At 69.2% G+C, this 12,841-nt stretch carries 11 protein-coding genes and 1 pseudogene; 10 read left to right on the forward strand and 2 right to left on the reverse strand.

Annotated elements, in window-relative coordinates; translation table 11 throughout:
- Positions 1–144: 144 nt before the first annotated feature.
- From O7605_RS28025 to O7605_RS28045, 5 genes are all read left to right on the forward strand, one after another.
- Positions 145–636, forward strand: coding sequence for an alpha/beta fold hydrolase (locus O7605_RS28025; RefSeq protein WP_269741961.1), 492 nt, complete (start codon positions 145–147; stop codon positions 634–636).
- The gene (locus O7605_RS28030; RefSeq protein WP_269741962.1) at positions 633–1,421 is read left to right on the forward strand and encodes an alpha/beta hydrolase; all 789 of its coding nucleotides are present in this window, start codon (positions 633–635) and stop codon (positions 1,419–1,421) included. The genes O7605_RS28025 and O7605_RS28030 overlap by 4 nt, the downstream gene beginning before the upstream one ends.
- A complete protein-coding gene (locus tag O7605_RS28035) occupies positions 1,418–2,209 on the forward strand; it encodes an MBL fold metallo-hydrolase (RefSeq protein WP_269741963.1) in 792 nt (263 codons plus the stop codon). The genes O7605_RS28030 and O7605_RS28035 overlap by 4 nt, the downstream gene beginning before the upstream one ends.
- 158 nt (positions 2,210–2,367) lie before the next feature.
- Entirely contained in the window at positions 2,368–3,015 is a 648-nt protein-coding gene (locus tag O7605_RS28040) for a class I SAM-dependent methyltransferase (protein ID WP_269741964.1), read from the forward strand.
- A 322-nt stretch (positions 3,016–3,337) separates the two neighbouring features.
- Entirely contained in the window at positions 3,338–4,816 is a 1,479-nt protein-coding gene (locus O7605_RS28045) for a S1 family peptidase (protein WP_269741965.1), read from the forward strand.
- A 175-nt stretch (positions 4,817–4,991) separates the two neighbouring features.
- Here the strand turns inward: O7605_RS28045 and O7605_RS28050 are convergent, their stop codons facing one another.
- Entirely contained in the window at positions 4,992–6,413 is a 1,422-nt protein-coding gene (locus tag O7605_RS28050) for a non-reducing end alpha-L-arabinofuranosidase family hydrolase (RefSeq protein ID WP_269741966.1), read from the reverse strand.
- A gap of 298 nt (positions 6,414–6,711) precedes the next feature.
- Between O7605_RS28050 and O7605_RS28055 the strand changes: the two are divergent.
- Positions 6,712–8,425: pseudogene (locus O7605_RS28055) on the forward strand (cellulose binding domain-containing protein).
- Positions 8,426–8,510: 85 nt separating this feature from the next.
- Here the strand turns inward: O7605_RS28055 and O7605_RS28060 are convergent.
- Positions 8,511–9,005, reverse strand: a complete 495-nt coding sequence (locus O7605_RS28060; protein WP_269741967.1) for a YcxB family protein — start codon at positions 9,003–9,005, stop codon at positions 8,511–8,513.
- 122 nt (positions 9,006–9,127) lie between these two features.
- On the opposite strand from O7605_RS28060, the gene O7605_RS28065 reads away from it, so the two are divergent.
- From O7605_RS28065 to qcrA, 4 genes are all read left to right on the forward strand, one after another.
- Entirely contained in the window at positions 9,128–10,099 is a 972-nt protein-coding gene (locus tag O7605_RS28065) for a threonine ammonia-lyase (RefSeq protein WP_269741968.1), read from the forward strand.
- Positions 10,100–10,242: 143 nt separating this feature from the next.
- Complete coding sequence (locus O7605_RS28070; protein WP_269741969.1) at positions 10,243–10,689, forward strand: DUF305 domain-containing protein; 447 nt, start codon at positions 10,243–10,245, stop codon at positions 10,687–10,689.
- 192 nt (positions 10,690–10,881) lie between these two features.
- On the forward strand, positions 10,882–11,724 hold the full coding sequence (gene qcrC, locus O7605_RS28075; RefSeq protein WP_443083972.1) for a cytochrome bc1 complex diheme cytochrome c subunit: 843 nt from the start codon (positions 10,882–10,884) through the stop codon (positions 11,722–11,724).
- Complete coding sequence (gene qcrA / locus O7605_RS28080) at positions 11,721–12,809, forward strand: cytochrome bc1 complex Rieske iron-sulfur subunit (RefSeq protein WP_269741970.1); 1,089 nt, start codon at positions 11,721–11,723, stop codon at positions 12,807–12,809. Before qcrC ends, qcrA begins: the two co-directional genes overlap by 4 nt.
- Positions 12,810–12,841: the final 32 nt, after the last annotated feature.

The raw sequence follows: 12,841 nt of genomic DNA on the forward strand, positions 1-12,841 counted from the left end.
CCAACCTCGTCGTTCCGTTCGCCGTTGTGCCGCAACAGCGATCGGAGCAGCGGGGTTTCTCCATCTGTGCGGCGATTGATACGACCCAGTTGCCGGCGCGTTACGCACCGGCCCCGGCAACTGCTCAGGATCGGATGGAACGTCATGCTCGTCCTCGTCTCGGCGGTGCCGCCGTTCATGCTGAGGACCGACGACAATCCCGCCAGGGTACCCGTCGAGGTGTTCGACGGCATTCGCGCCGGCTCACTCACCGACCGCGCGCAGCTCTACAAGGACCTGACTGACGGCCCGTTCTTCGGCCACCACCAGCCGGGAAGCGGCGTGTCGCAGGGAATCCGGGACGTATTCTGGCTGCAGAGCATGGCCGCCGGACACCGCAACGCCTACGAGTGCATCGCCGCCTTCTCCGCCACCGACTTTCGCCCGGACCTCGACGCCATCCACGTGCCCACCCTGGTCATCCATGGCGACGACGACCAGGTCGTGCCCTTCGAGCTGGGCGGCAAGGCATCCGCCGCCCGCGTCAAGGGTGCGCGGCTGACGGTCTACCCGGGCGCCCCACACGGCATCACCGACACACCCAAGCGGCAGCTCGGCGACGACCTGCTCGCCTTTCTCGAGGAGTACCAGCCATGAGACCCATCGTCCTGGTGCACGGCTTCTGGGTGACGCCACGCAGCTGGGAGAACTGGATCACGCACTACGAGAGCAAGGGCCACCAGGTGGTGGCCCCCGCGTACCCCGGATTCGAGGTCGAGGTTGAGGCGCTCAACGCCGACCCGACCCCGATCGCGCAGGTTACGGTTCCACAGATCATCGCCCACCTCGAAGAGGTCGTACGGACGCTGCCGGAGCCGCCGATCATCATCGGTCACTCCGCCGGCGGCGCCTTCACCCAGATCCTGCTCGACCACGGCTACGGCGCGGCCGGCGTCGCGCTCAACTCGGCCCCCACCGAGGGCGTTCGCGTGGTGCCTCTGTCACAGGTCAAGTCCACCTTCCCGGTGCTCAAGAGCCCGGCCAACCGGCACCGGGCGGTCGGCCTGACCCCGGAGCAGTGGAAGTACGCCTTCACCAACACGTTCACCGACGAGGAGTCGCGGGCCCTGTACCAGCGCTACCACATCCCCGCCCCGGGCGGCATCGTGTGGGGCGGCGTCCTGGCCAACTTCCAGCCCGGCCATCAGGACACCTGGGTCGACTACCACAACGACGACCGCGCGCCCCTGCTGTTCGTCTCCGGCGGCGAGGACCACATCATGCCGCCCGCCGTGCAGAAGTCGAACGCGGAGCACTACCGGTCCAACACCGTCACCGAGCGCCACGAGTACCCGGGCTACGCCCACCTGCTGCCGGCACAGCAGGGCTGGGAGCGGATAGCGGACGAGGTGCTCGACTGGGCCGTGCGGCACGCGGAATGACCGACGTCCGGGTCACGCACATCGGCGGTCCGACCGTACTGATCGAGTTCGACGGGTGGCAGCTGCTCACCGATCCGACGTTCGACGCGCCCGGCCGGACCTACCGGTTCGGCTGGGGCACCGCCTCGCGCAAGCTCACCGGCCCGGCGCTGCCGGCGGAGTCCCTCGGCGACCTCGACGCGGTGCTGCTGACCCACGACCACCACGCCGACAACCTCGACGACGCCGGCCGGGTGCTGTTGCCAGCAGCGGGTCGGGTCGTCACCACCGTGGCCGGAAGCCGACGGCTGGGGGTCGACGCCATCGGTCTGGCCCCGTGGCAGCACACCACGCTCACGGCGACCGGGCGGCCGACCATCGAGGTCACGGCGACCCCGTGCCGGCACGGCCCGCCGCTGAGCCGGCCGGTCGTCGGCGAGGTGACCGGGTTCGTGCTGCGCTGGGCCGGCCAGCGGCACGGGCCGCTATGGATCACCGGCGACACCGTGCTCTACGACGGCGTCCGTCAGGTCGGCGGCCGGTTCGGCATCGGCACCGTCGTACTGCACCTCGGAGCGGTCCGGTTCGGCCGCACCGGTGCGCTGCGCTACACGATGACCGCCGCCGAGGGTGTCGAACTGTGCGGGCTGGTCGGCGCCCGTTCGGTGTTGCCGGTGCACTACGAGGGCTGGAGTCACTTCAGCGAAGGCCGGCAGGCTGTCGAGGCCGCCTTCGCCGCCGCCCCGGCCACGGTCCGGGCGAGCCTGCACTGGCTCATCCCCGGCACGGCCAGTTCTCTCACGGTCTGACCGCGCCCGACTGGCGGCGGACCCCCGCCGCCACCGGGCCGGGCAGTTCCGAACGAGTACACAGAATCACGCTGTCGCGGATCGGTTCCTACCCGGACGGTAGCCTGCGATGCTCAACGCGCCCTTCCCCACTCCGCCGAACCGGAAGGACCGTCATCGTGAGCAACCCGGCCAGCACAAGCCCGGGCGAGTCCCCGACCGCGAAGCAGCGACGCGTGTGGGACAGGTCCGCACCGAGCTACGACAGGCAGATCGTGTTCCTCGAGCGGGTGCAGTTCGCGGGCGGCCGGGAGTGGTTGGGCGACCGGGTGCGTGGTCGGGTGCTGGAGGTAGCCATCGGCACCGGCCGCAACCTGCCGTACTACCCCACCGACGTAACCCTGACGGGCATCGAGTTGAGCCCGGCGATGCTGGACATCGCGCGTCGCCGTGCCGCCGATCTCGGCCGGACGGTCGACCTGCGCGAGGGCGACGCGGAGCGGCTGCCCTGCGCGTCCGCGTCGTTCGACACCGTGGTCTGCGCTCTCTCGCTCTGCTCCATCCCGCACCCGGCGCAGGCGATCGACGAGATGAGACGCGTCCTCGTACCCGGTGGCCGGCTGCTCCTGCTGGACCACGTCGCCAGCACCTGGCCGCCGGTGCGCGCCGCCCAGTGGCTCCTCGAACGGGTCACCGTCCGCATGGCCGGTGAGTACTTCACCCGCCGTCAGCTACCCCTGGTGCGTGCGGCGGGATTCACGATCGTCGAGGTCGAGCGGTTGAAGGCCGGCACCGTCGAACGGCTGCACGCGGTCAAGCCCGACTGAGACCGCCGGCGACGACCGAGCGTGAGCGTCGGGAGCTGCTCAGCCGGTGCGCCGTACGGGCACCGGGAGTCGAGCATCATTCGCCTTAATATGAGTTAACTGATATAGATCAGAGCCTATCGATTCCGGTTAGGTTGGCGATGGCCCACCTGATCAGGCCGGCGTCCCGCCGAGGCGCCCGGCAGCGGCACCGGCCAGGTCACGGGCTGCGGCGCCCGCAGCACCGTCGCCCAAACCCCGAGGGCGGAGCGCGGCGGGACACCCCCCGCCCCGATCGCGGCGCACCCCCGTTCCGCGCCGCCGTTTCCACAGGAGGCAATAGATGAGACGAGTTCTCACCCTCGCGGCAGCAGCGATCCTGCTGCCCGTCGGTGCCATCGCCGTCGCGGTGACCCCCGCCGCAGCGGCCCCGCTGCCCGACCCCGGCACCGCCGCTACGGCGGCCGCGTCGTCGGAGATGCTCGCCGCGATGCAGCGTGACCTCGACCTGACCCCGACCGAGGCACGCACCCGGATCGCCCGGGACGACAAGGGAACCCGGACGGACGCCAGTCTCCGCCGGTCCCTGGGCTCGGCGTACGCCGGTGGCTGGATGACCGCCGACGGCCTGGTCGTCGCCGTCACGGGCAAGGCCGCGGCCAACCGGGTCAAGGCGGCCGGTGCGCGGGCGACGCTCGTCGAGCGCAGCGGCGCGGAACTGGACCGGATCAAGGCGAGCCTGGACCGCCACGCCGCCAAGGCACCGGCCAGCGCGGTCCCCGGCTGGTACGTCGACGTCACGACCAACACCGTCGTGGTCCTCGCCAGCGGCAACACCGCCGCGGCTGCGAAGTTCGTCCGCACCAGCCGCGTCGACGCCACCGCGGTCCGGGTGGTCAGCACCACCGAGGCTCCCCGGCTGCTCTACGACGTCCGGGGCGGCGACGCCTACTACATGGGCGGGCGCTGCTCCGTCGGCTTCTCGGTGACCGGAGGCTTCGTCACCGCCGGACACTGCGGCCGCACCGGCACCGCCACCCAGGGCTACAACCAGGTGGCCCAGGGCACCTTCCGCGGCTCGTCGTTCCCGGGCAACGACTACGGCTGGGTGCAGACCAACTCGAACTGGACGCCGCAGCCGTGGGTCAACAACTACTCCGGCGGCAACGTGACGGTGGCCGGTTCCACCGAGGCCGCCGTGGGTGCGGCGGTCTGCCGCTCCGGCTCGACCACCGGCTGGCGGTGCGGCACCATCCAGGCCAAGAACCAGACCGTCAACTACGCCGAGGGCTCGGTCAGCGGGCTGACCCGCACCAACGCCTGTGCCGAGCCGGGCGACTCGGGCGGGTCGTGGCTGTCCGGCCAGCAGGCACAGGGCGTCACCTCGGGCGGCTCCGGTAACTGCTCCTCCGGCGGGACCACCTACTTCCAGCCGGTCAACGAGATCCTCTCGGCGTACGGCCTGACGCTGCGCACCAGTGGCGGGGGCAACGAGCCGCCGCCGCCCACCGGGTGCAGCGGATACGAGGCGACCTACACCGGCAGCATCTCCTCCGGCCAGAGCCGGTACCAGCCCAACGGCAGCTACTACTACTCGTCCTCCTCGGGCACCCACCGGGGCTGCCTGGACGGGCCGACCGGTGTGGACTTCGACCTCTACCTGCAGAAGTGGAGCGGATCGTCCTGGGTCGACGTGGCCGGCTCGTACACGTCCGGGCCGGATGAGTCGCTGAGCTACAACGGCACGGCGGGCTACTACCGCTTCGAGGTGCACGCGTACAGCGGCTCCGGCAGCTACTCGCTGGGCATCACCAACCCCTGACAGTACGACGAACCGGCGGCGGGGTGCGGATCGGATCCGCACCCCGCCGCTCGGCCTGTTCGCCGGTGACCGGCGACGTGACCCGTCACCTGAAGACCGCTGGTCACCAGAACGCACACGCGGGACGGGAACTGGTCCGGACACCCTGTCGGGTCCGGACCAGTTCCCGGTGTCGTCAGCGTTGCAGGGTGAGCAGGCCGGGGCGGTACGGCAGCAGGCCGTAGTCACCGCCGGAGTTGGGTGAACGGCCCTGGTAGAGCAGTTGCAGGTTGCACGGGTCGACGGTCATGGTCTGGTCGGCGTTGGTCCGGATCAACTCACCGTGGCTGATGTCGTTGGTCCAGGTGGCGCCGCTGTTGGCCTTACCGGCGAACGGGTTGCTCTCGGTGGCCGCCTGCGGCGTCCAACTGCCGCCCAGGCTGGTCGCGGTGAAGGACCGGAAGTAGCGGCCCTGCGAACCGATCGCCTCGACGATCATCAGGTACCGCTGCTGCCCCTGGAGCTTGTAGACCTGGACGCCTTCGAACAGGTTGTTCGTGGTGTCGGTCATGATCGTGGTGTAGTTCGACCCGAAGCTGCCCGGGAAGTTCCCGATCGGCATGCTGGCCCGGTAGATGCGGCCGTTGTCGCCGGCGAAGAACAGGTACATGTTCTGGTCGTCACCGATGAGCGCCTGGTCGATCGGGCCCGTACCCGAATTCGAGATCGAACCCGTGAACAACGTCTGGTGCGCCGACCAGCTGTTCACGTTCGTCGGGTTCGTCGAGGTCCGGTACGAGAACGCCGGCCCACCCCACTGGTACGCCAGCACCCAGACGTTACGCGGCGCGAAGTAGAACAACGACGGCGCGACCGCCGAGAACGGCATCGCGTTCTGGCTGGCCGAACCCATCTGGTTCCAGTTCGAGAACAACCCGAAGTTCATCGAACCCCACGATGTGCCGGTGTCGTGCGTAGTGGCGTAGACCAGGTGCTGACCGTTGTACGGCGCGTGGGTGAAGTCCTTCAACGACACCCAACCCGACCGCGGCTGCGCCAGCGCACCCGTCGACGACCACCGGTACGACGACGGCAGGTTGCAGGTACCGGTCGGCGGTGGCGAAGTCGGCGGAGTGGTGGTCGGTGGGGTGGTGGGTGGGGTGGTGGGTGGGGTGGTGGTGGGTGGGGTGGTGGGGGTGACGCCGCCGGTGCAGGTCACGCCGTTGAGGGCGAAGTCGGTGGGGGTGGGGTTGCTGCTGGTCCAGGAGCCGTTGAAGCCGAACGAGGTGGTGCCGTTGGTGGGGATGGTGCCGTTGTAGCTGACGTTGCGGGCGGTGATGGCGGCGCCGCTCTGGGTCAGGGTGGTGTTCCATGACTGGGTGACGGTCTGCCCGGCACCGAACGACCAGGTCAACGTCCAACTGGTCAACGGGTCACCGAGGTTGGTGATGGTGACGTTGGCGCCGAAGCCGCCCGGCCACTGCGAGGACACCGCGTAGTTCACCGAACAACCCGCCGCCGCCGCATTCGCGGGCATGGCCACGGCGAGCGCCGTCGACGCCAACAGCGCAGCACCGAATGACGCCAAAAATGTATTGACGGATCTTGATCTGGACATGGGGCATCCTCCGGACTGGGTGACGGTGACGCATTGGCGGTCATCGGTGTTAGGTGAGCGTTAACAGCTGCGTCGTGTATATTACGGGAGCGCTCCCACACCCTCAACCATCGATTGGACCCTGTCGATCACAGGTCCGCCGTTTGTGCTGGTGGAATGACTGTCCGTCGCTGTCGCACGTACGCGGGCAGATCGCGCGGCCGAACCCAACCGATGGGTGAACGTTCTCAAGCAGATCGCGGCGGATGGCGTCGCCACCGAACCCACCACACCACCAATCCTGAAGGGCACATCAGCGATGAGACGTGTGAGAAGAAGACTCAGATTCAACGCCGCTCTGGTGTCTGCCGGCGTCGTTCTCCTGGCGTCGGCCGCAGTCACCGGGGCGATGCCGGGCCGGCGCGGCGGCGGCGGGTTGTTCGGTGAACTACGCGGTGTCCTCGCAGTGGCCGGGCGGCTTCGGCGCCAACGTCACCATCACCAACCTCGGTGACCCGTTGACCAGTTGGACGTTGACCTGGTCGTTCGGTGCCGGGCAGACCGTCACCCAGTCATGGAACACCACCCTGACCCAGAGCGGCGCCGCCATCACCGCCCGCAACGTCAGCTACAACGGCACCATCCCCACCAACGGCACCACCTCGTTCGGCTTCAACGGCTCCTGGACCAGCAGCAACCCCACCCCCACCGACTTCGCCCTCAACGGCGTGACCTGCACCGGCGGCGTCACCCCCACCACCCCACCCACCACCACCCCACCCACCACCCCACCGCCGACCGGGCCGGCGGACATCACGGTCAACAACGCCACCCGGTATCAGACGATCGACGGTTTCGGGGCCGCCACGTCGATCTGGGGCAACGGCACCTGGTCGACCGCAGAAACCCAGACGCTTGTCGGGTTGGGCCCGAACCAGCTTGGCCTGTCGATCGTCCGTACCGGCATCTCACCCGAGTCCGGTGAGTGGCCGGTCCATGTGAACGCCCTGCGGACAGCGAAGTCGTACGGATCCGATGTGAAGATCCTCGCCTCCCCGTGGACGGCGCCGGCGGCGTGGAAGACGAACAACAGCCGGACCAACGGCGGCAAGCTGCGGACCGACTACTACGACGACTACGCGAACCATCTGAACAGCTACGTCCAGTCGATGCGTAACCAGGGCGTCACCATCGACGTCACCTCTGTGCAGAACGAGCCGGACTGGCACCCGGACTACGACTCGATGGACTGGAGCGGCACCGAGCTGCGCAACTTCGTACGGGACCACGGAACGCGGGTACAGAACACCAGGCTGATGGTCGCCGAGGCGGTGAACCTGAACTACACCTACACCGATCCGACCCTCAACGACGCGACCGCCCGCAACAACATCGGCTACATCGGCGGTCACCTCTACGGCACCGAGGCCTCCGGTCGGCTGCGGTCCTACCCCCTGGCCGACCAGCACAACAAGCCGGTGTGGATGACCGAGTGGAACCTGCACGAGGCTGACGGCAACGGGTCCAACATCTGGGGCAATCCCAGCAACCAGACGGTCTGGAACGAGACGCTCGACGACATCATGCGTACCGTGCACCGGTCGATGGAGTCGAACTGGTCCGCCTACGTCTGGTGGTACGGCAAGCGCTACTACTCCTTCATCGGCGACGGGGAGGCGGCCTTCGGCACCACCGCCGGTGCCCCGCTCAAGCGCGGGTACGCGTTCTCGCAGTACGCCAAGTACGTCCGCCCCGGCTACCAACGGGTCGCCCTGACGAAGAGCGCCAAGGCTGCACCGTCGGAGGTCACCGCCTACACCGGCGGCGGAAAGACCACGTTGGTGATCCTGAACCGCTCGACCAGCGCGGTCAACAACGCCGTGATCCAGGTGCCACAGCACGTCACCCGGGCCGAGCACTACCTCACCGCACAGAACGCCAACGCGGCCAGCCAGCCGGTGAGCGTGAACGGTGGACAGGTCTCCGTGAACGTCGGCGCACGCAGCATCTCCACGGTCGTGCTCACCTCCTGACCACGCCGAGCCGAGCCGGGGCGTGCGGAGGTGTCCGCGCGCCCCGGGCCACCGCCGCCCCTCCCACGGCGCGCTGCGGCTCAGGTCACGACCGGAGCAGCCCGCGATCGGCCATGAAGGCACGCAATGTCTCCGCGTCCCCGGCGGACATCAGGCGGCGGGGGATCACCGTCGCCGGCATCGGACCCACGTACACGACCCAGAACTCGCGGGTGGTCCGCACCTGGGTGACGCCGTCCCAGGCGATGCCGCCGGACTCCGAACCGCTCCGCATCATGATGTTGTCCTCGGTGATGTCGTAGCCGCCCTCGACGGCGTAGCCACCGGACCGACGCCGAGCCCGCCACCGTAGCCACGGCCAGTACAGCATCGCCAGCAGGCCACCCAGGACCATCGTGATCCACACCGGCAGTGTCTGCTCGCCCCACCCGAACCCCGACGAGACGACGAGACCGATCGCGCCGACCACCGCCAGCACCGCGCCGACCAGACTGTACTTCCGCAGTTGGGCGCTGCTGAGCGCGGCGGCCACGCGGCCGGGGTAGCCGGGATCGGCCGGTACGTCGAAACGGATGTGCACGCCAGCACGATAGTGCCTGCGCCGGCCGGGAGCCCGCGCCGTCGACGCTGCGCGATTCCGGTGCCGGCCCGACCGGCCGGAGCCGGCACCGCCCTGGCCGGTCGTCGCTACGCTGCCCGGTCGTGCTGAGAACACGGCTCGACACCGCCCGGATCCGGGCGGCCCGCCGAATCATCGACCCGGTCTTCCTCGACACCCCGCTGTACCGGTGTGCGGCACTGGAGCCGGACCTGGGTTGCGCCGTGAGCATCAAGCTCGAGACGGCGAACCCGGTCCGCAGCTTCAAGGCGCGTGGCACCGAACTTGTCACCGACCGGCTCGCCGACGTCGGGCCACCCGCGGTGGTGTGTGCCAGCGCGGGCAACCTCGGCCAGGCTCTCGCCTGGTCCGGTGGCCGTCGAGGAATCGACGTCACCGTGGTCGCCACCCGCCACGCGACCGTCGCCAAGCTCGACCGCATCCGCGCCCTGGGCGCCACCCTGAAGTTGGTCGACGGCGACCACGAACTCGCCCGCGACCGGGCGGCGGCCCTCGCGCGGCAGCGCGGTATCCGACTGCTCGAAGACAGCCTGGACGTCGAGACCTGTGAAGGCGCCGGCACCATCGGCCTGGAGCTGGTGGACCGCGCGCCGACTGTCGACGCCGTGCTGATCGCGCTCGGCGGCGGGGCGCTGGCCACCGGTGTGGGTCACCTGCTGAAGGAGCTGGCACCCCACGTCGAGGTGCTCTGCGTCCAGCCGCTGGGCGCACCCGCGATGACCCGCTCCTGGCACCTGCGGCGCGTCGTCACCACCGAGTCGACGAACACCATCGCGGACGGCGTCGCCGGACGGCGACCGATCCCGGCCGTGCTGGACGACCTGCTCCTGGTCGCCGACGACGCCATCCTCGTCCGGGAGGACTCGATCATCCGCGGCATGCGGATGCTGCTCGACCAGGCCGGCCTCGTCGCCGAACCGTCCGCCGCGCTCGGCATCGCCGCGATCCTGGAAGACCCCGACCGCTTCGCCGGCCGCCACGTGGTCACCATCGTCTGCGGCAGCAACGTCGACATGGCCGCCTACCACCGTTGGGTCGACCCGGGCCAGCGGTAGCGGACGTGATCGTCGCGCCTCCGAGCCGGGACTGCGCCACACCTGGTCAGGCTGGTCGTCGGCCGGACCGGTCACCGGGAGCCGCGTATGGTGACTTACCGCGTCATAGCGGTCGAAATATCCAGCGAGCTGGCGGAGGGGAAATGAAGCAGAACTACCTACGGTTCGGGCTGGTCCTGGCGATCAGCCTGGCGGTCATGTTCGTCCTGACCTTGTCCCAGATCCGCGACTGGTCGGACTTCTACCTGAATCTGAGCAACTTCTACATGTCGCTGATCATGGTGGCCGCCATGGGGCTCATCATGATGGGCGTCATGCACCAGATGTTCGCCGCCCGACGCCTCAACATCACCCTCTACATCGCGCTGGGCGTGCTCTTCGTGGGCGGATTCGCGGCCGTGCGTACGGAGCCGTTCGTGGGCAACGAGGCGTTCCTCAAGTCCATGATCCCCCACCACTCCCGGGCCATCCTCGTGTGCCAGGAGTCCCACATCACCGACCCCGAGATCATCCGGCTGTGTGACCAGATCGTCCGGTCACAGCAGGAGGAGATCGATCAGATGAAGAAGATCCTCGACGACCGCTACTGACTCCCGGCCGACGGGCACCGGGGCGATCGTGGCCACGACTCGCCACCGTGGGATTGACGATCCTGCCTCCGGGACGACCAAATGCCCCGAACCGGGCGTACGGCCGCTGCCGACTCCATAGTCTGCGGAAAGGCCGGTTCCGCTCGCCCAGTGATCGGTTCCCGGCCCTCACCTCGAGCAGGAGGAGACGGCGTGGCAGCTGATCGTGGCGGCCGACCCCGCCGACGAACGCCGTACCGCCGCATCGCCGGGTGTGCGACGGGCGGCACCCGTCGGCGGGTCGGGGCCGTCGTGCGGTTGCTGACCGCGCTGGTGCTGGCCGGCGGGGTGTACGCGGTCTTCGCGCCCGCGGCGCGGGCGCAGGAGGAGCCACGATTCAGTGGCGCCGCCGCGGAGGGTGCGGCGCTGTTCAACGTCGGTTGCATCACCTGTCACGGGCGCAGCGCCGGTGGAGTCGAGGGGCGCGGACCCAGCCTCGTGGGGGTGGGCGCGGCGTCGGTCGAGTTCCAGGTCGGTACCGGGCGGATGCCGCTGGCGCGGCAGGAGGCGCAGGCGTTACGCAAGCCACCGCAGTACAGCGACGAGGAGATCCGTCAACTGGCGGCCTACATCCAGGAGATCGGCGGAGGCCCGGTGGTGCCCGACACCATCGAGCAGCGGTTGGCCGACGCCGATCTGGCCCGGGGCGGGGAACTGTTCCGGATCAACTGCTCGCAGTGCCACGCCTTCGGCGGCGGCGGAGGCGCCCTGTCCTCCGGCAAGTTCGCGCCGAGCCTGTACCCGGCGTCGGATCGGACGATCTACGCGGCGATGCTCAGCGGCCCGCAGAACATGCCGGTGTTCGGCGACAGTCAGCTGACCCCGGAGCAGAAGGCCGACATCATCGCCTACATCCAGCAGGTCGTGCAGGAGGGTCCCGACCCGGGCGGGTTCAACCTCGGCCGCTACGGCCCGTCCACCGAGGGCTTGGCGATCTTCCTGGTCGGCATCGTGGCGCTCGTCTTCGCGAGCCTGTGGATCGCGGGCAAGTCGTGACCACCGGCCCCCGAGGATCCGGCCGCGGGCCGACGGACGTCCACGACCCCAGCGTGACCCGCTTCGAGGTGGTTCGCGAGGGCGCTCGCCGCGACGACATCGAGATCGTCCACTACGAGCCGCAGGTCACCGCCGGTTCCAAGGCCGAACGGCGGGTGGTCCGCACCGTGACGGCTCTCTTCCTGGTCGCCGGGCTGTCCGCCACCGCCTTTCTCGTCGTCTACATCTGGTGGCCGTGGCGCTATCGGCTGGTCGGTGACATCGAGGAGTACTACACCCCGCTGCTGGGTCTGGCCCTCGGCGTCGCGCTGCTCACGCTGGGTTTCGGCGTCCTGGTCTGGGGCAAGCGGTTGCTGCCGAAGGAGGTGTCGATCCAGGACCGGCACGAAGGGCCGGTACCCGCCGACGATCGGCGCATCACCGGCCAGACCATGCTGTACATGGCCGACGAGCTCGGTGTGAAACGGCGTCCCCTGCTCGGGGTGTCCCTGCTCGCGGGCCTGGTCCCGGTCGGGGCGGTCGTCGCCGCCCCCCTGGTCGGCGGCCTCATCAAGGATCCGCACGACAATCGGGAACTGTTCCGCACCGGCTTCGCCCCGGCCGACGACAACGGCGCCGTCACCAGGATCCGGCTCGTCCGGGAGGACCGGCGGCCCGTCCGGCCGCTGGAGTTGCTGCCCGGCGGCCAGGTCACCGTGTTCCCGGGCATCCCGCACGGTGTCAGCAACCAGTACGCCGACTCGGTCACGCTGCTCATCCGGTTGCGCGCCGAGGACGCCCTCGCCGCGCGGGAGAACAACCGTCGGGCCGGCAAGCAGGACTGGATGTGGGGTGACTTCATCGCGTACTCCAAGATCTGCACCCACGCCGGCTGCCCCGCCAGCCTCTATGAGCAACAGACCAACCGGTTGCTCTGCCCGTGCCACCAGTCCCAGTTCCTGATCACCGACAACGCGCGACCCGTCTTCGGGCCCGCCAGCCGGCCGCTGCCACAGCTGCCCATCGAGGTCGACGACGAGGGCTTCTTCGTCGCCAGCTCCGACTATCGCGAGCCCATCGGTCCTGACTTCTGGGAGCGCCCCTGACGCGCTCCGGATACGGCGTGCGAAACACACGA

It is taken from the genome of Verrucosispora sp. WMMA2121 (assembly GCF_027460185.1).
GTDB lineage: Bacteria > Actinomycetota > Actinomycetes > Mycobacteriales > Micromonosporaceae > Micromonospora > Micromonospora palythoicola.